Consider the following 21,530-nt stretch of genomic DNA (forward strand, 5'->3'; position numbering starts at 1 on the left):
GCGCGCGGCTCAGCGAACCGCCGCGACGAGCGCCGTCGCAAGCGCATCCGGCTGGGAGAACTGCGGCCAGTGCCCGCTGCCCAGCTTGACGACCTCGGCATCGCGGATGGCCGAGAACTCCTCGCCGAACCGGCCCCATTGTGACACCGCGGCCCGGAAGGCCTCTTCGTCGAAGCCGCCCGACAAGATCGTCACGGGGACCCCGGCCGCCTATCATCGCGCAGCTCGATCGGATCGGTGGGAATGCGCGCAGGCACGGATCGGGCACGGCCCGCCCACGTCGCCCGCACCTCGTCGTTCAGATCGAAGACGTCTTCATCGTCGAACGAGTCCCACCCGGGGAAGGGCACGACGCCGTCGACGAGGTCGAACTGGGAGATGATCCCGCCGGGCGGGGGCGCGATCGAGTCGACGAAGACGACACGGGCGATGCGGTCGGGCCGGGCATCCGCCGCGCCCCACACGACGTTGCCGCCGCCGCTGTGCCCGACGAGCACGACCGGCCCGTCTGTCGTGTCGATCTCGCGCACCACCGCCGCGACCCAGTCGGCCATGCCGATCGAGCTCGACTCGGGTGCGGGAGCGCCGACGCCGGGCATCGTCAGAGCGCGTGGACGATGGCCCGCTTCTTCGAGCGCGGGGACGATGTCGTCCCAAGACGACGCGTCGAGCCAGAGACCGGGAACGAGGATGACATCCATGCAGCGACGCTATCGCCGACCTCCGACATCCAGGAGGGTCACGGAAGGAGTGGGATGACTTCGCTCAGATCGACCCGTCCGACCACGATGTCGGCCTGAGCGCGCACCGTGGGCTTGGCGTTGAACGCGATCCCGAGCCCCGCCCGCTCCATCATGCGCAGGTCGTTCGCGCCGTCGCCGATCGCGATCGTGCGGCGCAGCGGCACCCCGGCCAGCTCCGCCCACTCGACGAGCGCGGCGGCCTTTCCCTCCGCGTCGACGATGTCGCCGTCGACGACGCCTGAGAGCACCTGGGCGCCGTCGCCCGCCCCCTCGACGGCGAGGCGGTTCGCGCGCCACACATCGACGCCGAGCGACGCAGCGACCGTGTCGAGGATCTCGTGGAACCCGCCGGATACGACGCCCACCTGGCCGCCCCGCGCGTGCACGGCGTCGATGAGCTCTCGCACGCCCGGCGTCGGCTCGATGCGCGACAGCACGCGCGCGAACGAGGCGACGGGAACCCCGGCCAGCTCGCGCACGCGCGACCGCAGCGACGTCGCGAAGTCCACTTCGCCGCGCATCGCCGCCTCTGTCGCGGCCGCGACCTCGGGTCCGCGTCCCGCCTCGTCGGCGATCAGCTCGATGACCTCGTTGCGGATGAGCGTGGAATCGGCGTCGAGCACGACGAGGAGGCGCGCGGGAGCATCGGGCATGCCCTCAACGGTAATGCCGAGGCATCCGCGTCGCGGACACGCCCGTCACCTGTCGATCCGCACGCCCTTGCCGACGACCGTGATGCCGGAATCGGTGACCGTGAAACCGCGCTCGAGGTCGCGCTCCCGGTCGACGCCGACCGTCGCGCCCGGCGCGAGCGTCACATTCTTGTCGAGGATCGCGCGGTGCACCCGCGCGCCCTGACCGACCTGCACGCGGTCGAACAGCACCGAGTCAGTGATCGTCGAGCCGCCGCCGGCGAGCGTCCAGGGGCCGACGACGCTGCGCTCGAGGTGCGTGCCCGACAGCACCGAGCCGAGCGACACGATCGAGTCGATCGCGTTGCCGATTCGACCCACCGAATCGCGCACGAACTTCGCCGGTGGCGAGTTGACCAGCTGCGAGTGGATCGGCCAGTCGGTGTTGTACAGGTTGAAGATCGGCAGCGTCGAGATGAGGTCCTGGTGGGCGTCGAAGAACGAGTCGATCGTCCCGACATCCCGCCAGTAGTACCGGTCGCGATCGGTCGAGCCGGGCACGTCGTTGTGCGTCATGTCGTAGACCCCGGCCTCGGCGCGCTCGACGAAGTACGGCACGATGTCGCCGCCCATGTCGTGGTTCGACGTCGGCACCTCGCCGTCCGCTTCGACCGCCTCGATGAGCGCGTCCGCGTCGAAGATGTAGTTGCCCATCGACGCGAGCACGTCGGCGGGCGAGTCGGGCAGGCCGACGGGGTTCTGCGGCTTCTCGAGGAACTCGCGGATGCGGTCGGTGTGCTGGGGGTCGACGTCGATCACGCCGAACTGGTGGGCGAGGCCGATGGGCTGGCGGATGCCGGCCACCGTCGCCCGGGCGCCGGACTCGATGTGCGAGTCGAGCATCTGCCGGAAGTCCATGCGGTAGACGTGGTCCGCTCCTACCACCACGACGATGTCGGGCTGCTCGTCGTTGATGAGGTTGAGGCTCTGCAGGATCGCGTCGGCGGAACCGGAGAACCACCGCTTGCCGAGGCGCTGCTGGGCCGGGACGGATGCCACGTACGAGTCCAGCAGCGGAGACATCCTCCACGTCTGCGAGATGTGCCGGTCGAGGCTGTGGGACTTGTACTGGGTCAGCACGACGAGCTGCCGCAGGCCCGAGTTGATGAGGTTCGAGATCGCGAAGTCGATCAGCCGGTACTGACCTCCGAACGGCACGGCGGGCTTGGCCCGGTCGGCTGTCAGAGGCATGAGACGCTTGCCCTCGCCTCCGGCGAGGATGATTCCGAAGACCTTTGGCGAAGCCGGCATGCGTCCACCCTAGGACGGGTGTGGCCCGTGTACTAGCGTTCGAAACATGCGCGTCGACCTCATGACGAAGGAGTACCCGCCCGAGATCTACGGGGGTGCCGGAGTGCACGCCGCCGAGCTCGTGAAGGCCCTGCGGGCGCTCGGCGGACTCGACGTGCGGGTGCGTGCTTTCGGCGCGCCGCGCGACGAAGAGGGCACCACCGCGTACGGCGTGCCGGTCGAGCTTCAGAGCGCGAACGCTGCGATCCAGACGCTCGGCACGGACCTCGAGATCGCGACGGATGCCGCCGGAGCCGACGTCGTCCACAGCCACACGTGGTACGCGAACTTCGCCGGACACCTGTCGTCGCTCCTGCACGGCGTGCCCCACATCGTGACGGCGCACAGCCTCGAGCCGCTGCGCCCGTGGAAGGCCGAGCAGCTCGGCGGCGGCTACGCGGTGTCGAGCTGGATCGAGAGGACCGCCTACGAAGGGTCGGCCGCGGTCGTCGCGGTGAGCGACGGCATGCGCGACGACATCCTGCGGTGCTACCCGGAGCTCGACCCGGCGAAGGTGCGGGTCATCTACAACGGAATCGACGTCGGGTCGTGGCATCCGGTTCACGATCCCGAGCTGCTCGCGAAGCTGGGGGTCGACGCGGACAAGCCGTCGGTCGTGTTCGTGGGACGCATCACGCGGCAGAAGGGTCTTCCGTACTTCCTCCGGGCTGCGGAGCGCCTGCCCGCCGACGTGCAGGTCGTCCTGTGCGCAGGCGCGCCCGACACGCCGCAGATCATGGCGGAGGTCGAGGATCTCGTACGCGGCCTCCAGCAGACGCGCGAGGGTGTCGTGTGGATCGACCGGATGCTGTCGCGCCACGAGCTCTGCACGATCCTCGGCGCCGCCACGACGTTCGTGTGCCCCTCGGTGTACGAGCCACTCGGCATCGTGAACCTCGAGGCGATGGCATGCGGCGCGGCCGTCGTCGGCACGGCGACGGGTGGGATCCCCGAGGTCGTCGTCGACGGCGTGACGGGCAGGCTCGTGCCCATCGAGCAGGTGCAGGACGGCACGGGAACGCCGCTCGATCCCGAGCGGTTCGTCGCCGACCTCGCGGCCGTGCTCACCGAGGTCGTGAGCGATCCGGCCCGGGCATCCGAGTACGGCCGAGCCGGCCGCGAGCGTGCCGCGAACGAGTTCAGCTGGACGCGCATCGCCGAGCAGACGGCGGCGCTGTACGCGGAGGTCACCACGGGCGGCCGATAGGCTGGAGGCATGGCTCAGGTCCTCCAGTTCTCCGACGTCGTCGTCCGCCGAAACGCCCGCGACATCGTCGATCACGTGGACTGGCAGGTGACCGATGACCAACGGTGGGTCATCCTCGGGCCGAACGGCGCGGGCAAGACGACGCTCCTCAAACTGGCCGCGACGCTCGAGCATCCGACGTCCGGCACGGTGTCTCTGCTCGACGAGCAGCTCGGCCGCACCGACGTCTTCGAGCTGCGCCCCCGCATCGGCTTCGCGTCGACGGCGATGGCTCGTCGGGTCCCGCCGGAGGAGACGGTCCTCAACGTCGTGCTGACCGCCGCGTACGCGGTGCTGGGCCGTTGGCACGAAGCCTACGAAGACATCGACGAGCGGCGCGCGCTGCGCGTCCTCGCGGAGTGGAAGCTCGACGACCTCGCCGACCGCACGTTCGGGACGCTGTCCGACGGCGAGCAGAAGCGCGTGCAGATCGCTCGGGCAGTCATGACCGACCCCGAGCTTCTGCTGCTCGACGAGCCGACCGCGAGCCTCGACCTGGGCGCCCGCGAAGAACTGCTGTCGCTGCTCGGCGGGTACGCGCAGGCGCCCACGACGCCGGCGATGATCATGGTCACCCACCACGTGGAGGAGATCCCCGTCGGGTTCACGCACGTGCTTCTGCTGCGTGAGGGCCGTGTCGTTGCGGCCGGACCCATCCGCGAGACCCTCACGGCCGAGTCGCTCACCGAAACGTTCGGCGTCCCGGTGACGCTGAGCGAGGGGGGCGGCCGCTACGCGGCCCGCGCCGTGAGCGACGCCTGAGGCCGCGCGTTCCGCGATCGCGCTCCCGGGCTGATAGAATCGCTCTTTGGTGCGCTCGCACCCAAGACTTTGACCGTCCTGGCAAAATCCAGGGCACCATCCTCAAAGGACTCCAATGAAGACTGACATCCATCCCGATTACCACGCGGTCGTGTTCCGCGACCTCGGCTCGGGCGAGACCTTCCTCACCCGCTCGACGGTGACCAGCGACAAGACGATCGAGCTCGACGGCGTCGAGTACCCGGTCATCGACGTCGAGATCTCGTCGGCGTCGCACCCGTTCTACACGGGCAAGCAGCGCATCCTCGACTCGGCCGGTCGCGTCGAGAAGTTCAACCAGCGCTTCAAGAATTTTGGCGGCGGCGGCTCGAAGTAAGGTACGCTCCGTCGTGAAGGCCCCGCTTCGGCGGGGCCTTCGCCATTCCGGCGGCTCTCGCCGCGGCGGTCACCGCACCGGCCAACGGCCGTCGACACGGTCGTCGGGATCGAGCCGGCCGATCTGCACGAAGTAGTCGGTGAGGCTCTCGGCCTGCGCCCGCGCCCACGCGATCTGGCGCGTGTGGAGCTCCTGCGCGGTGGGGGGCATGCGTGTCGCGAAGCGACCCGCGAGCGCCTGCGCGACGCGGCCCGCGGCGACCGCGTCGGCCGACGCGTCGTGCGCCCCGTCCAGCCGCACGGCATAGTGCGCCGCGACCTGCTCGAGTGTGCGCTTTCCGCGGCGCCAGCGGTCGTACGCCTTGTCGACGACGAGCGGGTCGATCACGGGGCGCGGGTTCTCGATGGGCCGGATGCCATGACGCAGCGCCTCGTGCTTGAGCAGCGAGAAGTCGTACGCCGCGTTGTAGGCGACGACGGGGATGCCGGCGTCGAGCAGTGCCCGCAACACGTCGACGACCTCCATCACGACCTCGTCCGCGCAGCGGCCGTCCGCGCGCGCCCGCTCGGTCGCGATGCCGTGCACGGCGGTTGCCGCCTCGGGGATCTCGACCTCGGGATCGGCGAGCCAATCGCGCGCGAGGATGGCGGTGCCCGCGCCGTCGAGGAGCCCGATGTGGGCGGTGACGATCCGGTCGGCGGTCACATCGACGCCCGTCGTCTCGAGGTCGAAGACGCCCACGACCCGCGTCCATTCGGGCGCACCCTCGCGCGAGCGCGACGGAGGCGGTGCGTCGAGGGGGCGGGGCGAGGCGTCCATGCGCCTCACGGTATGCGCGCCATCCGACATCGGCCGTCGAGCGTTCGCTCGGGCGTGCTCTCCTAGACTCGTGGGGTGACCGTGGCCAACCCGTACGCCGCGCTTCTCGACGCGGTGCCCGTCGAGCGGCGCGAGGTCGACGTGCTCGGCGGCCGCTCGGCGTACTGGGTGTATGGCCCCGCCGACGCGTCGACGACGATCGTCGCCGTACACGGCTTCCGCGGCGAGCACCATGGGCTCGAGCCCGTCGTCGCGCACCTGTCCGACTACCGGATCGTCTCCCCGGATCTCCCGGGCTTCGGCGAGACCCCGCCGGTGCCGCGGCGCCGTCACGACCTCGCCCTCTACGCCGACTGGCTCACCGGGTTCGTGGCGGAAGTCGCTCCAGGCGCCGTCATCCTGGGCCACTCGTTCGGTTCGATCGTCGTATCGGCGGCGGTGGCCGGCGGCCTGCCGACGCCCCGCGTCGTGCTCGTCAACCCGATCGGCGCCCCCGCCCTCCAGGGTCCGCGGGGCGTCCTCACCCGGCTCGCGGTGTTCTACTACTGGGCGGGCGCACGCCTCCCACGCAGATTCGGCGAGGCGCTGCTGCGCAACCGCGCGATCGTGCGGGCGATGAGCGTCTCGATGGCGAAGACGCGGAGCCGGGGCATCCGTCGATTCATCCACGACCAGCACGACACGTACTTCTCGCGCTTCGCCGACCGGGACGTGCTGCGCGACGCGTTCGTCGCGTCTGTGTCGCACGACGTGCGCGAGTTCGCCCCGCGCATCGCGCAGCCGACGCTCCTGGTCGCGGCGCAGCGCGACGACATCACGCCGATCGAGGCCGAGAGGCGTCTCGCGACGCTCTTCCCGCAGGCGGAGCTCGTCGAGATCCCGGATGTCGGGCACCTCATCCACTACGAGACGCCCGCCGAGGCCGCCGACGCGATCAGGCGGTTTCTCTCGCCTTCCTGAGCCGGTAGGCGTTCACGTTCATGCGGTTGCCGCAATTGCCGGTGTCGCAGTACCGCTTCGACCCGTTGCGCGAGTAGTCGATGTAGACGCAGTCGCAGTCGTCGGCGGAGCACACGCGGACGCGGTCGTACTCGTCGGCGCGGATGACGTCGACGAACGCCATCGCCGCCTCGACGAGGATGCGTGTCGCGAGGGGCGCGTCGTCGGAGGTCGCGTGGATGTGCCAGTCGTACCCGTCGTGGATCACGAGCTGGGGGAGCGCCTTGCCGTCGCGCAGCATCTCGTTCACGAGCGGCACGGCTCCGACAGGGCCCACGTTCCACAGTTCGCGGAGGCGGGGACGGATGCGGCGGACCGCCTCCAGCTCGGTTTCGTCGCGGCGGATCGTGCCCGTGTACGGATTGGCGCGCAGGAAGGCGTGGAAGTCCTCGAGGCTCGTCAGCGTGTCGGGATCGTCGTGCCCGGGGAGGGTGTTGACGAGGTCCACGACGGCCATGAGCGACCGCTTCGTGTCATGAATGAAGACCACATTGACTCCTGACACCGACGACCATTACTGTCATCAGTGTAATCATGTTTCACTCCTGACAGTCTGGCACGCATGACCGCCTCCACCGCGCCCCTTCCCATCGTGCTTCCGGCGCGGAGCCGCGACGGCCGGACGTCCGGGCTCATCATGGCCGTGGCATCCGCCCTCGCGTTCTCCTCGAGCGGCCCGTTCGTGAAGCCGCTCCTGGAAGCGGGATGGTCACTGGGGGCTGCGCTGGTGATCCGCATGGGTGTGTCGGGACTCATCCTCGCGCCGGCGCTCGTCATGGCGATCCGCCGCGAACGCGGCTTCCTGCGCCGTCACGGGCTGCTGATCCTCGGGTTCGGTCTCACGGCCGTCGCGGGCTGCCAGCTGTTCTTCTTCTCTGCGATGCAGCGGATGCCGGTGGCCGTCGCCCTCCTCATCCAGTACCTCGCCCCCGTGCTGCTCGTGATCCTCGCGTGGATCCGCACCCGCAGGGCGCCGTCGCTGCGCGTGATCCTCGGCTCGATCATCGCGATAACCGGTCTCGTGCTCGTCGTCGACATCTCGGGGGCGGCGTTCGACCTGCTCGGCACGCTCCTCGCCCTCGCGGCTGCCGTGTGCGTGGGCGCGTACTTCCTCATCTCGGAGCGCGCGGGCGACCGCCTGCCGCCGCTCGCGCTCGCATCGGGCGGACTGCTCACGGGAGCCGTGCTCATCGGCCTGCTGTGCGCGATCGGCGTCCTGCCGTTCGCGGCGCCCTCGGTCACCGTCGTGCTCGCGGGGCTCGAGGTGCCGGGGTGGATGCCCATCGTGTGGGTGAGCGCAGTCGCGACGACGCTCGGCTACGCGCTCGGCGTCATGGCGGTCCCGCGCATCGGATCGCGCGTCGCGTCGTTCGTCGGGCTCTCCGAGGTGCTGTTCGCACTCGGATTCGCGTGGCTCCTGCTCGGCGAGACGCCCGTGCCGATCCAGTTCGCGGGTGGAGCGCTGATCCTCGTCGGAGTCGTGCTCGTGCGGCTCGACGACGGTGCGATGCGGACGACGACCGCCGTTGCGCAGGTCGGGTTCACGAGCGAGCCTGGCGAGGCTCGCGCCGTGCGAGCTCCATGAGCGGCTTCACCCGGTAGCCGATCACCTCGCCCATCGCGAGCGACGTCTCGGTGCGCTCGACGCCGTCGATCGCGAGGATCCGCGCGTCGGTGTCGAAGAGGTGCTGGGTGTCGCGGCAGGCGACGCGCACGAGCAGGTCGACGGGGCCGCTGAGCCCGTGCACCTGCACGACCTCGGGGATGAGCTCGAGCGCGCCCGTGATGCGCGGCAGCTCGGCCTGACGGACCATCACGTGGATGAACGCCTCGATCGGGAAGCCGAGCGCGGTCGACGAGATCGCGCGCTCGAACGACAGGAACACGCCCGAGCGCTCGAGACGCGCCATGCGCGCCTGGACGGTGTTGCGGGAGAGGCCGAGCTTGTCGGCGAGGGCGACGACGGTCGCGCGGGGGTCGTCGGAGAGCGCCGCCAGCAGTTCGAGATCGACGTGGTCCAGAGCGCTCATAGTGTGAACATTATCACGGCGCACACCCTCGGAGTTTGGCAACATGCTCAAGCGCGCGAGTGATGCTTGAGCGAGGTGCAAGAGCGACGTAATGTCGGCCTTGTCGGCGACGAGGCCGGCGACGACGTGACGAGCGCCTCACGAGGGCGTCTCGCACCGAGGAGGTATGACGATGGCGCACACCCTGACCACACCCGACCTGGCTGTCGGCGTCGACGACGTCGCACGGCTGCTGACCCCCGACGGCGAACGCATCGCCGACCCCGATCTCGGCCGCTGGGTGGCCGATGTCGACCACGAGCTGCTGCGCGGCCTGTACCGCGACATGGTGCTGGTCCGCCGGATCGACACCGAGGGCATCGCCCTGCAGCGCCAGGGCCAGGTGGGCCTGTGGGCCCCGTGCCAGGGCCAGGAGGCCGTCCAGGTTGGAACCGCCCGCGCGCTGCGCGCGGATGACTTCGCCTTCCCGAGCTACCGCGAGATCGGCGTGAACTTCGTGCGGGGCGCCAAGCCCGCCGACTTCGTCATCGCGTGGCGCGGCGAGGAGCACTCGACCTTCAACCCCTACGACATCAACACCGCGACGCCGCAGATCATCATCGGCGCGCAGACCCTCCACGCGGTGGGCTACGCGATGGGCATCCAGCGCGACGGCGCCGACCAGGTCGCCGCGACCTACTTCGGCGACGGGGCCACGAGCCAGGGAGACGTCAACGAGGCGATGATCTTCGCGTCGTCGTTCCGCGCTCCCGTCGTCTTCGTGTGCTCGAACAACCAGTATGCGATCTCCGAGCCTGTGACCGTGCAGGCGAAGTACCCGATCGCCGGTCGCGCCCCCGGCTTCGGCATCCCGAGCGTCCGCATCGACGGCAACGACGTGCTGGCGAGCCTCGCTGCGATGCGCTGGGCGATCGACCACGCCCGCTCGGGCAAGGGTCCCGCCTACATCGAGGCGGTCACGTACCGGATCGGTCCCCACACGACCTCCGACGACCCTACGCGCTACCGGTCGAAGGACGAGGTCGAGCGCTGGAAGCAGCGCGACCCGATCGCGCGGGTCGAGGCGCTGCTGCGCGCCGAGGGCGCGTTCGACGACGAGTTCGCGGCGTCCGTCGCATCCGATGCCGACGAGCTCGGCGCGAAGGTCCGCGAGGCGACTCTCACGGCGACCTCGCGCGAGCCGATCGGCGTGCTCGACCACGTCTACGAGGAGCCGCACACCGGGCTCCAGGAGCAGCGCCGCGAGTTCGGCGCCTACCTCGCCGGCTTCGAGGCGTCCGAGGAGGCCTCGCGATGACCGAGATGACGATGGTGAAGGCCATCAACGCGGGCTTGCGCCGCGCGATGGCCGACGACCCCAAGGTGGTCGTTATGGGCGAGGACGTCGGCCGCCTCGGCGGGGTCTTCCGCATCACCGACGGACTGCTCGACGAGTTCGGCGCCGCCCGGGTGATCGACACGCCGCTGGCCGAGTCCGGCATCATGGGCACTGCCGTCGGCCTGGCGTTGCGCGGCTACCGTCCGGTCGTCGAGATCCAGTTCGACGGGTTCGTCTACCCGGCGTTCGACCAGATCGTGTGCCAGGTCGCGAAGCTGCACTACCGCACGCGCGGCAACGTCAAGATGCCGATCACGATCCGCATCCCCTGGGCCGGGGGAGTGGGCGCCGCCGAGCACCACTCCGAGTCGCCCGAGGCGTACTTCGTGCACACGTCGGGCCTGCGCGTGATCGCGGTGTCGAACCCGCAGGACGCGTACGTCATGCTGCGGCAGGCGATCGCATCGGACGACCCGGTCGTCTACTTCGAGCCGAAGCGGCTGTACCACCAGAAGGGCGAGGTCGACCTCGACGTCGATCTGGCGGATGCCCCGCCCATGGGCCTCGCGCGCGTCGCGCGAGAGGGCAGCGACGTCACTCTCCTCACCTACGGCTCGCAGGTCACGACCGCGCTCGACGCGGCGATCGCAGCCGAGGACGAGGGGGTCTCGATCGAGGTCATCGACCTGCGGTCGCTGTCTCCCGTCGACTACCGCACGGTGACGGCGTCGGTGCGCAAGACCGGCCGCGTCGTCGTGACCCACGAGGCAGCGAAGGAGGCCGGCGTCGGAGCCGAGCTCGTCGCGAGCGTCACCGAGAGGTGCTTCCACTACCTCGAGGCTCCGCCGCAGCGCGTGACGGGCCACGACATCCCGTATCCGCCGGCGAAGCTCGAGAAGTACCACATCCCCGATCTCGACCGCATCCTCGACGCGGTCGATCGGGTGCTCGACAAGCCGAACAGCCTGACCGGGCTCGAGGAATGGCGCACCGCCGAGACGGGCCGCGCCGGCGTGGGCGGTGGTGTGCTGTGATCCAGGAGTTCCTGCTCCCCGATCTCGGCGAGGGCCTCCCCGAGGCCGAGCTCGTCCAGTGGACGGTCGCGGAGGGCGACGAGGTCGCCCTCAACCAGACGATCGCCGAGGTCGAGACGGCGAAAGCCGTCGTCGAGCTGCCGTCCCCGTTCGCCGGCACCGTGCGCACGCTGCACGCGCAGGCGGGCGACGTCGTGCAGGTCGGCTCGCCGCTCATCACGTTCGACGTGGCGGGGGCCGAGGCATCCGCCACGTCGCCCGAATCCGCAGCGGCCTCATCTGCGACGGCTGCCGATAAGACGGATGCCGCGCCCGAGGCCGCCGAAGAGAAGGCACAGCCGAACCTCGTCGGGTACGGCGCCGCCCCGCGCGGCAACGCGCGCCCGCAGCGCCGGGCGCGCTCGGTCGCCTCGCACGCCCCGGCGGGCAACGGCACCGACACGGCGGTGCTCGAGGCCGCTCCGCACGACGCGATCCGCATCGCCGAGCCCGAGCGCCCCGTCGAGCGGCCGCGGTCGACGCCTCCGGTGCGACGCTTCGCGAAGGACCTCGGCATCGATCTCGCGCTGGTCGAGGCATCCGGTGCGTCGGGAATCATCACGCGCGCCGATGTCGAGGCGTACGCGGCGCGCATCGGCACGATGCCGGGAGCCGAGCCCGTGTCGGCGGATGCCGCGCCCGCACCGCGCTCCGCTGCGTCGACCGGCGAGCGCACGACGCGCACCCCGATCCGGGGCGTGCGCAAGCATACGGCCGAGGCGATGGTGCGCAGCGCCTTCACGGCGCCGCACGTGACGACGTTCCTCACGGTCGACGTCACGGCGACGACGGAGCTCATCGAGTCGCTCAAGGCCGACCGCTCGCTGCAGGGCCACAAGATCGGCGTGCTCGCCGTCGCCGCGAAGGCCGTGTGCCTCGCGCTGCGCAAGCATCCGGAGCTCAACTCGAAGTGGGACGAGGCCGCCGGCGAGATCGTCGAGCACCACTACGTCAACCTCGGGATCGCAGCCGCGACCGGCCGGGGCCTCGTGGTGCCGAACATCAGGGACGCGCAAGACCTCACGCTCGTCGAGCTCGCCGACGCGATCCGCGACCTCGCCGAGACGGCCCGCGCCGGCAAGACGACGCCGGCCGACATGATGGGCGGCACGTTCTCGATCACGAACGTCGGCGTCTTCGGCGTGGACGCGGGCACCCCGATCCTCAACCCGGGGGAGGCCGGCATCCTCGCGGTCGGAGCGGTCCGCCGCCAGCCGTGGGAGCACCGCGGCGAGATCGCGCTGCGCGACGTCATGACGCTCGCCCTGTCGTTCGACCACCGCCTGGTCGACGGCGAGCAGGGGTCGAAGTTCCTCGTGGACGTCGGCGACGTGCTCCGCGAGCCCGGGCGCGCGATGCTGCTCGGCTGAGTCTCGGGGGGGCGGCGGCGCGGATCGAGGGGTCCCGCCGCCGCCTTCCGCGTTGCGGCCGTGCGGTTACGCGGTCAGCGCCGCGAAGGCCATCGACTCGAGGATCTGCGAGACGTCCTCGTCGGCGGGCGCGTCGCGCAGCGCGCGCACGCTGTGCGGGGTCGAGTTGATGAGGCCGAAGCACGCGTGTGCCCGCACGCGAAGGTCGTTGACCGGGCGATCCGGATGCACCGCCGCCAGCACCTCGATCCACAGCTCGACGTACTCGCGCTGCAGCCGCCGCACGGCGTGGCGGTCCTCGTCGGCGAGGCTCGCGAGGTCGCGATCCTGCACCCGGATGACGTCGGCGTCGGAGAGCGCGAATGCGACGTGGAACTCGATGAGGGCGCGGAGCTGCTCGAGCGGCGTCGAAGCCGACTCGACGACCGCGCGGCCGCCCGAAAGCAGGCGCTCGCTCACGCTCACGAGGATCGCGCCGAGCAGGGCCTGCTTGTTCGCGAAGTGGCGGTACACCGCCGGGCCGCTCACTCCGACGGCGGCGCCGAGCTCTTCGAGGCTCACACCGCTGAAGCCGCGCGCCGCGAACAGCCGGGCCGCCTCCTTGAGAAGCGCGGTCTGGCGGTCGGCCTTGGCGCGACCACGCTCAGTGAGACCCCTTGCCATTTCAGTTAATCCTCGCTAACCTGATTGCTCAGTTAGTGAACACTAACCAGTCCCATCGCGCGGCGACAACCTGTGTGACGGAATCGTGACGTCGACGGAGATGACATGAGCGCCCTGACGACCTTGGTCGCCCACGACGCGACTTTCGCGCGAACGCACGAGGCGCAGAGCGCGCTGGCCGAAGAGCTGCACGAGCGGCTCGCGAAGGCCGCGCGGGGCGGCCCCGAGGCGTCCCGCGAGCGTCACGTCGCCCGCGGCAAGCTTCTGCCGCGCGACCGAGTGAACAGGCTCCTCGACGAAGGCAGCCCGTTCCTCGAGATCGCGCCGCTCGCCGCCGAGGGCCTCTACGGAGGAGACGCTCCCGCCGCCGGCGTGATCGCCGGGATCGGCCTCGTGCACGGCCGGCACGTCATGGTCGTGTGCAACGACGCGACGGTGAAGGGCGGCACGTACTACCCGCTCACGGTCAAGAAGCACCTCCGCGCTCAGGAGATCGCGCTCGAGAACCGGCTCCCGTGCATCTACCTCGTCGACTCGGGCGGCGCGTTCCTGCCGAAGCAGGACGAGGTCTTCCCCGACCGCGACCACTTCGGCCGCATCTTCTTCAACCAGGCGCGCCTCTCGGCGGAGGGCATCCCGCAGATCGCCGCCGTGCTCGGATCCTGCACGGCAGGTGGCGCGTATGTGCCGGCGATGAGCGACGAGACGGTCATCGTGCGCAACCAGGGCACGATCTTCCTCGGCGGCCCGCCGCTGGTGAAGGCGGCCATCGGCGAGGTCGTGACGGCCGAGGAGCTCGGCGGGGGAGAGCTGCACGCCCGCCGCTCGGGCGTCGTCGACCACCTCGCGGAGAACGACGAGCACGCGCTCGAGATCGTGCGCGACATCGTCGCGACGCTCCCGCCGTCCGACGAGCCCGCGTGGGACGTCCTCGACACCGTCGCCCCCGCCGTCGATCCCTCCGACCTCTACGGCGTCGTCCCCGTCGACGTGAACCAGCCGTACGACGTGCGCGAGGTCATCGCGCGCCTCGTCGACGCGAGCGAGCTCCACGAGTTCAAGCGCGAGTACGGCGACACGCTCGTCACCGGGTTCGCCCGCATCCACGGGCATCCGGTCGGCATCGTCGCGAACAACGGCGTGCTCTTCAGCGAGTCGGCGCTCAAGGGCGCCCACTTCATCGAGCTGTGCGACCAGCGCGGCATACCGCTCCTGTTCCTCCAGAACATTTCCGGCTTCATGGTCGGGCGGGACGCGGAGGCGGGCGGCATCGCGAAGGATGGCGCCAAGATGGTCACCGCCGTCGCGACGACGCGAGTCCCCAAGCTCACGGTCGTCATCGGCGGATCCTTCGGCGCGGGCAACTACGCCATGTGCGGCCGCGCGTACTCGCCGCGTTTCCTGTGGACCTGGCCCGCGAGCCGCATCTCGGTCATGGGCGGGACGCAGGCGGCATCCGTCCTGTCGACCGTCAAGGCAGACCAGCTGGCCGCACGCGGCGAGGACTGGGGCGACGACGACCGGGCCGCCTTCGAGGCGCCCATCCGCGCGCAGTACGAGGAGCAGGGCAACCCCTACTACGCGACCGCGCGCCTGTGGGACGACGGCGTGATCGATCCGCTCGACACGCGCGACACGCTCGGGCTCGCCCTCGACGTCGTCTCGCGCACGCCCCTTCCCGAGCCGAAGTTCGGCGTCTTCCGGATGTGAGCCCCATGACCACGAACCCGATCACCGACGCCGGCTTCGCCACCGTCCTCGTCGCGAATCGCGGCGAGATCGCGCGCCGCGTCCTGCGCACGCTGAGCGAGCTCGGCATCCGCTCGGTCGCCGTCTACAGCGACGCCGACGCGAACGCGCCGCACGTCCGCGAGGCCGACACCGCCGTGCGGATCGGGCCGGCCGCGGCATTTGAGTCGTACTTGAACATCGATGCCGTGATCGCGGCCGCGCGCGAGACCGGAGCCCAGGCGATCCACCCCGGCTACGGGTTCCTCGCTGAGAACGCCGCGTTCGCACGCGCGTGCGCCGACGCCGGCATCGTCTTCATCGGGCCGGGCGAGCGCGCGCTCGAGGTCATGGGCGACAAGATCCGCGCGAAGCAGCACGTCTCCGAGTACGGCGTGCCGATCGTGCCCGGCTTCTCGGCGGTCGGCATGTCGGATGCCGCGATCGCCGACGCCGCGCGCGAGATCGGCTTCCCGCTGCTCGTCAAGCCGTCGGCGGGCGGCGGAGGCAAGGGCATGCAGGTCGTGCGGTCCGAGAGCGAGCTGCCCGAGGCGCTCGCCACAGCCCGCCGCGTCGCGACGGCAGCGTTCGGCGACGACGCGCTCCTTCTCGAGCGACTCATCGAGCGTCCGCGGCACATCGAGGTGCAGGTGCTCGCCGACTCGCACGGCGCGGTCGTCCACCTCGGCGAACGCGAGTGCACACTCCAGCGCCGGCACCAGAAGGTCGTCGAAGAGGCCCCGTCGCCCGTGATCGACGCTGCCACGCGGGGGCGCATCGGCGCGGCGGCGTGCGCGGCCGCGGCATCCGTCGACTATCGCGGCGCGGGGACGGTCGAGTTCCTCGTCGCGGCGGACCGCCCCGACGAGTTCTTCTTCATCGAGATGAACACGCGGCTGCAGGTCGAGCACCCCGTCACCGAGCTCGTGACCCGTGTCGACCTCGTCGAGCTGCAGGTCCGCATCGCCGCGGGTGAGCCGATCCCGTTCGCGCAGGACGACGTGCGACTGGAGGGTCACGCGATCGAGGCGCGTGTGTACGCGGAGAGCCCCGAGCGCGGCTTCCTGCCATCGACGGGCGACGTGCTGGTGTGGCGGGCCGCAGAAGGCGTGAGAACGGATGCCGCGATCGAGAGCGGCTCCGCCGTGACGAGCGACTACGACCCGATGATCGCGAAGGTCATCGCGTCCGGCGCCGATCGCGCGGCCGCGCTCGACGCGCTCGATTCCGCGCTCGCCGACACGGTTGTGCTCGGCGTCGAGACGAACATCGCGTTCCTGCGCGAGCTCATCGCCCAGCCCGCCGTGCGCGACGGCGATCTCGACACGGGGCTCATCGACCGGATGCCGCCGTTCGAGGTGCCCGTGCCGTCCGAAGAGGCACTCGCGGCGGCTGCCGCCTTCCTGCGCGAGCGCACGACTTCGCGTCGAGCGCACGATGAAGCGACGTCGGCACGTCGTGCGCTCGACGCGGGCCCGTCCGCTCGCGGGCGCGCGGGCGGTGCGTGGCGCGCCCTCCCCGGGTGGCGTGTCTCCGGGCAGCCGGTGCTCCCCGTGCAGAGGTTCCAGCTCGAAGGGGGAGAGGTCGTCGAGGTCGCCGATCACGCCGGGGCGCGCGGGAACGACACAGCGGATGCCGCCTCCGCCCGCGACGGCAGCGTGTGGGTGCACGCCGACGGCGCCACCCACCGGGTTCGCCCCCTCACGCGCCGCGAGGCGATGGAGGTGCGGCTCGCACGTCTCGGGTATGAAGCCGGGGCGTCTGACCCCGAGCTGCGCGCGCCCATGCCGGGCGCCGTCGTCGCGATCCACGCCGCCGACGGCGAGGAGGTCGTCGCGGGTGCCCGCGTCGTCACGATCGAGGCGATGAAGATGGAGCACCCGGTCATCGCGGGTCACGGCGGCGTCGTGCGGCTGCGCACCGCCGTCGGCGAGCAGGTCTCGCGCGACCAAGTGCTCGCCACCGTCGTCGCCCACGCGGCCGAGACGCCGGCCCACGAGGCATCCGTCACACCGACCGAGACCGCGGTCGGCTGAACGTCCATCCCACGAGGAGGAGCCATGGACCACCACAATCTCACCGAGGACGAGCGCGAGCTCGCCGCGATGGTGCGCGAGTTCGCCGAAGAGGTCGTCGCGCCCCGCTCGTACGAGGCCGATCGCACGAAGACGCTGCCGCTCGACGTCGTCAAGCAGATGGGCGACCTGGGCCTGTTCGGCCTGCCGTTCCCGGAGGAGTACGGCGGGCAGGGCGGCGACTACTTCGCGCTGTGCCTCGCGATCGAGGCCCTCGGACGCGTCGACCAGTCGATCGCCATCACCCTCGAGGCCGGCGTGAGCCTCGGCGCGATGCCGATCTTCCGCTTCGGCACCGAGGAGCAGAAGCAGGAGCACCTGCCCGACCTCACCGCGGCCCGGGCCCTCGCCGGGTTCGGGCTCACCGAGCCGGAGGCCGGTTCCGACGCCGGCGCGACGCGCACGACCGCACGGTTCGAGAGCGGCGAGTGGGTCATCGACGGCTCGAAGCAGTTCATCACCAACTCGGGCACCGACATCACGCGCTTCGTGACGGTCACGGCCGTCACGGGCCAGCAGGACGGTCGCAAGGAGATCTCGACGATCATCGTGCCCAACGGCACTCCCGGCTTCACCGTCGAGCCCGCGTACGACAAGGTCGGCTGGCACGCGTCCGACACCCACCCGCTCACGTTCCAGGGGGCACGCGTGCCCGAGGAGAATCTGCTGGGCGAGCGCGGCCGCGGCTTCGCGAACTTCCTGCACATCCTCGACGAGGGACGGATCGCGATCGCCGCGCTGGCGACCGGGGCAGCGGAGGGATGCCTCGACGCAGCCGTCGACTACGCGAAGAAGCGCGTCGTGTTCGGCGAGACGCTGTCGCGGCGCCAGGGCATCCAGTTCACCATCGCCCGCATGCAGGCCCGGGTGCACACGGCGCGGCTGGCGTGGCATCACGCCGCGCGCCTGCGCGACGCGGGCAAGCCGTTCAAGACGGAAGCCGCCGTCGCGAAGATCACCGCGAGCGACGCCGCGATGGACAACGCGCGCGACGCGACCCAGATCTTCGGCGGGAACGGGTTCATGAACGAGTTCCCGGTCGCCCGCCACTACCGCGACTCGAAGATCCTCGAGATCGGCGAGGGCACGAACGAGGTGCAGCTGCTCGTGATCTCTCGCGCGCTGGGGCTCGAGTGAGCGACCCGTCGAACTCGGCACGCCCGGACGGTAGCGTGACGAGGGTGACCGGCGAGCCGATCGTGCAACGCGGGCTCTACTACGACGAGCTCGAAGTCGGTGCGCGCTACGCGCACCGACCGGGGCGCACGGCGACCGAGGCCGACAACGTCCTGTTCTCGACTCTCACGATGAACACGCAGGCGCTCCACCTCGACGCCGCGTACTCCGAGTCGCGGCCGTTTGGGCAGCGGCTCATGAATTCGATGTGGACGCTGTCGACGATGGTCGGGGCATCCGTCTCGCAGCTCACCCAGGGCACCCTCGTCGCCCAGTTGGGCATGACGGACATCTCGTTCCCGGCACCGCTGTTCCACGGCGACACGCTGTACACCGAGACGGAGGTCGTCGAGAAGCGCCTGTCGAGGTCACGGCCAGGACAGGGCATCGTGACGCTGCGCCACACGGGCCGCAACCAGCAGGGCGAGGTCGTCGGCGTCGCCACGCGGATCGCGCTCATGTGGTGCGTGCCGCAGACGGAGGAGAGCGCGGGAGGGAAGGCGTGAACGGCACGACGTTCGACCTGGGTCCAGCGCTCCTCTTCTGCCCCGCGGATCGCCCGGAGCGCTTCGAGAAGGCGCTGGAGCGCTCGGACGGCGTGATCCTCGACCTCGAGGACGCGGTGAGCCCGGATGCCAAGGCGGCGGCCCGCGGCGCGGTGATCGAGTCCGAGCTCGACCCCTCGCGCGTGATCGTGCGGGTGAATCCACTCGACAGCGACGCGATCGTCGCCGACCTCTCTACCCTGTCGCAGACGGACTACCGCACCATCATGGTCGCGAAGGCGGAGTCTCCCAAGCGGATCGGCCGTCTCGACCCGCGCTTCCGTGTGATCGCGCTGTGCGAGACCGCACGCGGTGTGCAGGCGGCCGAGCGCATCGCGGCCCTCGACAACGTCGTCGGGCTCATGTGGGGCGCCGAAGACCTCGTCGCCTCGCTCGGCGGCACCGCGAGCCGCAACGACCGAGGGAGGTACCGCGATGTCGCGCGCTACGCGCGCAGCCGCGTCCTCATCGCCGCAGGAGCGCGGCGCAAGGCCGCGATCGACGCCGTGCACCTCGACATCGCCGACCTCAAGGGCCTGCGCCGCGAGTCGCGCGACGCCGCCGCCAGCGGCTTCGCCGCGACCGCGTGCATCCATCCGAGCCACGTCCCCGTGATCCGCGAGGCGTACCGCCCCGACGAGGGGGTGCTCGAGTGGGCGCGCGGCGTCCTTGCGGCGGCCGAGGGGCAGCGGGGCGTCTTCCAGCACGAGGGGCGCATGGTCGACGAGCCCGTCCTCCGGCACGCGCGCGGGATCGTACGGCGCGCGGAGTCCTGAGCCGGGCACCTGGCACGCGGCGAACGCGAGCGTAGGCGATGGTGCGGGCGTAGGACGGGCGCCGACGCATCCGTCCTACCGTCGTCCCATCTCCTACGCTCGCCTCGGCGCACGGATGCTCGGGTCAGGCCTCGAGCGCGTCGGCGAGAGCCGTGAGCACCTCGCTCGTGCCGGCTTCAATCTTGACCGTGGCGCGCGAGTCGCCGCGCGTCTCGCCGCGGTTGACGATGACGACCGGCATCCGTCTCCGCCGCGCCCGCTCGAGCAACCGGATGCCGGAGTTCACGACGAGCGACGAGCCGGCGATCACGAGCGCCTCGCTGGCGTGCACGAGCTGCTCGGCCTCGCGGAACTTCTCGGCCGGGATGAACTCGCCGAAGAACACGACGTCGGGCTTGAGCACGCCTCCGCACACGGTGCACGACGGCACGCGGAAGCCCTCCCAGCTCTCGGGGAGAACGTCGCCGTCGGGTCCGAGCTTCACGTTCTCGGGCACCACGATCCACGGGTTGTCGGCCTCGACGCGGACGGCGAGGTCGCGGCGGTCGAACACCTGCCCGCAGTGCGTACAGAAGACGCGGCGCATCGTGCCGTGCAGCTCGACGACGCGCCGGCTTCCCGCGCGCACGTGGAGCCCGTCGACGTTCTGAGTGATGACGCCCGACACGATGCCGCGCTGCTCGAGGGTCGTGATCGTGCGGTGGCCGGCGTTCGGCTCCGCGGTCGCGAACGCGCGCCAGCCGAGGTGGCTTCCCACCCAGTACCGCCGCCGCGCGGCGTCGCTCGAGAGATACTGCTCGACGGTCATGGGCGTGCGCCGGGGCGCGCCCTCGCCGCGGTAGTCGGGGATGCCGGAATCCGTCGACACGCCGGCGCCCGTGAGCACGGCGATCCGGCGCCCGGACAGCGCGGCGATCGCCGCGTCGAGCTGCTGCGCGGGAAGCGCGGCCAGATCGGTTGCGATGCTCACGGATCACCCCCTCCGCGTGCGAGTCTAGGTCCCGTCGTTTTCGGGCATGTTACGCCGACCCGCGCCCACCCGCGCCGACCAGTTCCCACAGCGCGACCGCCGAGGCCGCCGCGACGTTGAGCGAGTCGACGCCGCCGCGCATCGGGATCGTCACGATGACATCCGCCGCATCGAGCGCCGCACGGCTGAGGCCGTCGCCTTCGGCGCCCAGCATGAGCGCGACCTTGGGCGGGGCATCCGCGGCGAACCTGTCGAGCGGCACGGCGTCATCCGCCAAGGCGAGCGCCGCGAGCCGGAACCCCGCCTCGTGCAGCAGCTCGCGCGCGACGGGCCACTCGGGCATGCGCGTCCACGGGACCTGGAAGACCGTGCCCATGCTCACGCGCACGCTGCGCCGGTACAGCGGATCCGCGCAGCGGGGGCTCACGAGCACCGCGTCCGCGCCGAGCCCGGCCGCCCCGCGGAAGATCGCGCCCACGTTCGTGTGGTCAACGATGTCGTCGAGCACGACGACGATGCGCGCGCCCTTCACGATCTCGCCGACCGACGCGAGCGGCGGCCGGTGCATCGCCGCCAGGGCGCCGCGGTGCACGACGTAGCCCGTCAGGTGCTCGGCGACCTCGGACGGCACGACGAAGATCGGGGCATCCGGATGCGGCGCCGCCAGACGCTCGATGTCGGGCAGCCACTTGTCCTGCACCAGGAACGATCGTGGCGTGTGGCCCGCCTCGAGAGCTCGCGAGATGACCTTCGACGACTCCGCGATGTAGAGCCCGCCCTCGGGCTCGAGCGCGCGGCGCAGCGCGATATCCGTCAGATCGCGGTAGTCGGCGAGCCGCCCATCGGCGGGGTCGTCGACGCGCACGACGGGCATGTCGC

General features: G+C 70.9%; 23 protein-coding genes. 13 read left to right on the top strand and 10 right to left on the bottom strand.

Features of this window, described 5'->3' with window-relative positions; genetic code table 11:
- Nucleotides 1–9: 9 nt before the first annotated feature.
- Genes BJ991_RS18840 through BJ991_RS11585 form a run of 4 tightly spaced genes read right to left on the bottom strand, consistent with a single transcriptional unit; the run spans nucleotide 10 to nucleotide 2,686 of the window.
- Nucleotides 10–195, bottom strand: a complete 186-nt coding sequence (locus tag BJ991_RS18840; RefSeq protein WP_343048730.1) for a hypothetical protein — start codon at nucleotides 193–195, stop codon at nucleotides 10–12.
- Complete coding sequence (locus BJ991_RS11575; RefSeq protein ID WP_343048731.1) at nucleotides 192–701, bottom strand: alpha/beta fold hydrolase; 510 nt, start codon at nucleotides 699–701, stop codon at nucleotides 192–194. The genes BJ991_RS18840 and BJ991_RS11575 overlap by 4 nt, the downstream gene beginning before the upstream one ends.
- A 38-nt stretch (nucleotides 702–739) precedes the next feature.
- Nucleotides 740–1,396, bottom strand: a complete 657-nt coding sequence (gene serB / locus BJ991_RS11580; RefSeq protein ID WP_179490134.1) for a phosphoserine phosphatase SerB — start codon at nucleotides 1,394–1,396, stop codon at nucleotides 740–742.
- Nucleotides 1,397–1,441: 45 nt separating this feature from the next.
- Nucleotides 1,442–2,686: a glucose-1-phosphate adenylyltransferase gene (locus BJ991_RS11585; protein WP_179490136.1), complete on the bottom strand. Its 1,245-nt coding sequence runs from the start codon at nucleotides 2,684–2,686 to the stop codon at nucleotides 1,442–1,444.
- Between the two features lie 46 nt (nucleotides 2,687–2,732).
- Between BJ991_RS11585 and glgA the strand changes: the two genes are divergently transcribed.
- The 3 genes from glgA (at nucleotide 2,733) to BJ991_RS11600 (ending at nucleotide 5,109) form a co-directional block, all read left to right on the top strand.
- Nucleotides 2,733–3,932, top strand: coding sequence for a glycogen synthase (gene glgA / locus BJ991_RS11590; RefSeq protein WP_179490138.1), 1,200 nt, complete (start codon nucleotides 2,733–2,735; stop codon nucleotides 3,930–3,932).
- 9 nt (nucleotides 3,933–3,941) lie between these two features.
- Complete coding sequence (locus BJ991_RS11595) at nucleotides 3,942–4,733, top strand: ABC transporter ATP-binding protein (RefSeq protein WP_179490140.1); 792 nt, start codon at nucleotides 3,942–3,944, stop codon at nucleotides 4,731–4,733.
- A gap of 115 nt (nucleotides 4,734–4,848) precedes the next feature.
- A complete protein-coding gene (locus BJ991_RS11600) occupies nucleotides 4,849–5,109 on the top strand; it encodes a type B 50S ribosomal protein L31 (RefSeq protein ID WP_179490142.1) in 261 nt (86 codons plus the stop codon).
- A 69-nt stretch (nucleotides 5,110–5,178) separates the two neighbouring features.
- Here the strand turns inward: BJ991_RS11600 and BJ991_RS11605 are convergent, their stop codons facing one another.
- On the bottom strand, nucleotides 5,179–5,928 hold the full coding sequence (locus BJ991_RS11605) for an exonuclease domain-containing protein (protein WP_246301084.1): 750 nt from the start codon (nucleotides 5,926–5,928) through the stop codon (nucleotides 5,179–5,181).
- Nucleotides 5,929–6,003: 75 nt separating this feature from the next.
- Here BJ991_RS11605 and BJ991_RS11610 point away from each other — a divergent pair, with 75 nt between their 5' ends.
- Entirely contained in the window at nucleotides 6,004–6,888 is an 885-nt protein-coding gene (locus tag BJ991_RS11610) for an alpha/beta fold hydrolase (RefSeq protein WP_179490146.1), read from the top strand.
- Here BJ991_RS11610 and BJ991_RS11615 read toward each other — a convergent pair.
- Nucleotides 6,863–7,417, bottom strand: a complete 555-nt coding sequence (locus tag BJ991_RS11615; RefSeq protein WP_179490163.1) for an ABATE domain-containing protein — start codon at nucleotides 7,415–7,417, stop codon at nucleotides 6,863–6,865. The two genes, BJ991_RS11610 and BJ991_RS11615, sit on opposite strands and share 26 nt — an antisense overlap.
- 72 nt (nucleotides 7,418–7,489) lie before the next feature.
- Between BJ991_RS11615 and BJ991_RS11620 the strand changes: the two genes are divergently transcribed.
- Complete coding sequence (locus BJ991_RS11620; protein WP_179490165.1) at nucleotides 7,490–8,512, top strand: EamA family transporter; 1,023 nt, start codon at nucleotides 7,490–7,492, stop codon at nucleotides 8,510–8,512.
- Here BJ991_RS11620 and BJ991_RS11625 read toward each other — a convergent pair.
- Nucleotides 8,469–8,957, bottom strand: a complete 489-nt coding sequence (locus BJ991_RS11625; protein WP_179490167.1) for an Lrp/AsnC family transcriptional regulator — start codon at nucleotides 8,955–8,957, stop codon at nucleotides 8,469–8,471. The genes BJ991_RS11620 and BJ991_RS11625 overlap by 44 nt on opposite strands.
- A gap of 172 nt (nucleotides 8,958–9,129) precedes the next feature.
- On the opposite strand from BJ991_RS11625, the gene pdhA reads away from it, so the two are divergent.
- Genes pdhA through BJ991_RS11640 form a run of 3 tightly spaced genes read left to right on the top strand, consistent with a single transcriptional unit; the run spans nucleotide 9,130 to nucleotide 12,718 of the window.
- A complete protein-coding gene (pdhA, locus tag BJ991_RS11630; RefSeq protein ID WP_425487530.1) occupies nucleotides 9,130–10,254 on the top strand; it encodes a pyruvate dehydrogenase (acetyl-transferring) E1 component subunit alpha in 1,125 nt (374 codons plus the stop codon).
- Entirely contained in the window at nucleotides 10,251–11,309 is a 1,059-nt protein-coding gene (locus tag BJ991_RS11635) for an alpha-ketoacid dehydrogenase subunit beta (RefSeq protein ID WP_179490171.1), read from the top strand. The genes pdhA and BJ991_RS11635 overlap by 4 nt, the downstream gene beginning before the upstream one ends.
- A complete protein-coding gene (locus BJ991_RS11640) occupies nucleotides 11,306–12,718 on the top strand; it encodes a 2-oxo acid dehydrogenase subunit E2 (RefSeq protein ID WP_179490173.1) in 1,413 nt (470 codons plus the stop codon). The genes BJ991_RS11635 and BJ991_RS11640 overlap by 4 nt, the downstream gene beginning before the upstream one ends.
- Before the next feature lie 66 nt (nucleotides 12,719–12,784).
- Here the strand turns inward: BJ991_RS11640 and BJ991_RS11645 are convergent, their stop codons facing one another.
- A complete protein-coding gene (locus tag BJ991_RS11645) occupies nucleotides 12,785–13,381 on the bottom strand; it encodes an SACE_7040 family transcriptional regulator (protein WP_179490175.1) in 597 nt (198 codons plus the stop codon).
- Between the two features lie 105 nt (nucleotides 13,382–13,486).
- Here BJ991_RS11645 and BJ991_RS11650 point away from each other — a divergent pair, with 105 nt between their 5' ends.
- Genes BJ991_RS11650 through BJ991_RS11670 form a run of 5 tightly spaced genes read left to right on the top strand, consistent with a single transcriptional unit; the run spans nucleotide 13,487 to nucleotide 19,681 of the window.
- Complete coding sequence (locus BJ991_RS11650) at nucleotides 13,487–15,091, top strand: carboxyl transferase domain-containing protein (RefSeq protein WP_179490177.1); 1,605 nt, start codon at nucleotides 13,487–13,489, stop codon at nucleotides 15,089–15,091.
- A 5-nt stretch (nucleotides 15,092–15,096) separates the two neighbouring features.
- Entirely contained in the window at nucleotides 15,097–17,145 is a 2,049-nt protein-coding gene (locus BJ991_RS11655) for an acetyl/propionyl/methylcrotonyl-CoA carboxylase subunit alpha (protein ID WP_179490179.1), read from the top strand.
- Between the two features lie 24 nt (nucleotides 17,146–17,169).
- Nucleotides 17,170–18,321, top strand: a complete 1,152-nt coding sequence (locus tag BJ991_RS11660; RefSeq protein WP_179490181.1) for an acyl-CoA dehydrogenase family protein — start codon at nucleotides 17,170–17,172, stop codon at nucleotides 18,319–18,321.
- 44 nt (nucleotides 18,322–18,365) lie between these two features.
- Nucleotides 18,366–18,866, top strand: a complete 501-nt coding sequence (locus BJ991_RS11665; RefSeq protein WP_425487531.1) for a MaoC family dehydratase — start codon at nucleotides 18,366–18,368, stop codon at nucleotides 18,864–18,866.
- Complete coding sequence (locus BJ991_RS11670; RefSeq protein WP_179490185.1) at nucleotides 18,863–19,681, top strand: aldolase/citrate lyase family protein; 819 nt, start codon at nucleotides 18,863–18,865, stop codon at nucleotides 19,679–19,681. Before BJ991_RS11665 ends, BJ991_RS11670 begins: the two co-directional genes overlap by 4 nt.
- A gap of 124 nt (nucleotides 19,682–19,805) precedes the next feature.
- Here the strand turns inward: BJ991_RS11670 and BJ991_RS11675 are convergent, their stop codons facing one another.
- Nucleotides 19,806–20,651: a Sir2 family NAD-dependent protein deacetylase gene (locus BJ991_RS11675; protein ID WP_425487532.1), complete on the bottom strand. Its 846-nt coding sequence runs from the start codon at nucleotides 20,649–20,651 to the stop codon at nucleotides 19,806–19,808.
- A 49-nt stretch (nucleotides 20,652–20,700) separates the two neighbouring features.
- A complete protein-coding gene (locus tag BJ991_RS11680; protein ID WP_179490187.1) occupies nucleotides 20,701–21,525 on the bottom strand; it encodes a TrmH family RNA methyltransferase in 825 nt (274 codons plus the stop codon).
- Nucleotides 21,526–21,530: the final 5 nt, after the last annotated feature.

The organism is Microbacterium immunditiarum (assembly GCF_013409785.1).
Lineage (GTDB): Bacteria > Actinomycetota > Actinomycetes > Actinomycetales > Microbacteriaceae > Microbacterium > Microbacterium immunditiarum.

Coding starts and splice junctions, on each gene's coding strand:
- BJ991_RS11660 (WP_179490181.1), top strand. CDS start 17,170: ATGGACCACCACAATCTCACCGAGGACGAGCGCGAGCTCGCCGCGATG.
- BJ991_RS11605 (WP_246301084.1), bottom strand. CDS start 5,928: ATGGACGCCTCGCCCCGCCCCCTCGACGCACCGCCTCCGTCGCGCTCG.
- serB (WP_179490134.1), bottom strand. CDS start 1,396: ATGCCCGATGCTCCCGCGCGCCTCCTCGTCGTGCTCGACGCCGATTCC.
- BJ991_RS11680 (WP_179490187.1), bottom strand. CDS start 21,525: ATGCCCGTCGTGCGCGTCGACGACCCCGCCGATGGGCGGCTCGCCGAC.
- BJ991_RS11625 (WP_179490167.1), bottom strand. CDS start 8,957: ATGAGCGCTCTGGACCACGTCGATCTCGAACTGCTGGCGGCGCTCTCC.
- pdhA (WP_425487530.1), top strand. CDS start 9,130: ATGGCGCACACCCTGACCACACCCGACCTGGCTGTCGGCGTCGACGAC.
- BJ991_RS11595 (WP_179490140.1), top strand. CDS start 3,942: ATGGCTCAGGTCCTCCAGTTCTCCGACGTCGTCGTCCGCCGAAACGCC.
- BJ991_RS11635 (WP_179490171.1), top strand. CDS start 10,251: ATGACCGAGATGACGATGGTGAAGGCCATCAACGCGGGCTTGCGCCGC.
- BJ991_RS11575 (WP_343048731.1), bottom strand. CDS start 701: ATGGATGTCATCCTCGTTCCCGGTCTCTGGCTCGACGCGTCGTCTTGG.
- glgA (WP_179490138.1), top strand. CDS start 2,733: ATGCGCGTCGACCTCATGACGAAGGAGTACCCGCCCGAGATCTACGGG.
- BJ991_RS11645 (WP_179490175.1), bottom strand. CDS start 13,381: ATGGCAAGGGGTCTCACTGAGCGTGGTCGCGCCAAGGCCGACCGCCAG.
- BJ991_RS11650 (WP_179490177.1), top strand. CDS start 13,487: ATGAGCGCCCTGACGACCTTGGTCGCCCACGACGCGACTTTCGCGCGA.
- BJ991_RS11655 (WP_179490179.1), top strand. CDS start 15,097: ATGACCACGAACCCGATCACCGACGCCGGCTTCGCCACCGTCCTCGTC.
- BJ991_RS11585 (WP_179490136.1), bottom strand. CDS start 2,686: ATGCCGGCTTCGCCAAAGGTCTTCGGAATCATCCTCGCCGGAGGCGAG.
- BJ991_RS11620 (WP_179490165.1), top strand. CDS start 7,490: ATGACCGCCTCCACCGCGCCCCTTCCCATCGTGCTTCCGGCGCGGAGC.
- BJ991_RS11600 (WP_179490142.1), top strand. CDS start 4,849: ATGAAGACTGACATCCATCCCGATTACCACGCGGTCGTGTTCCGCGAC.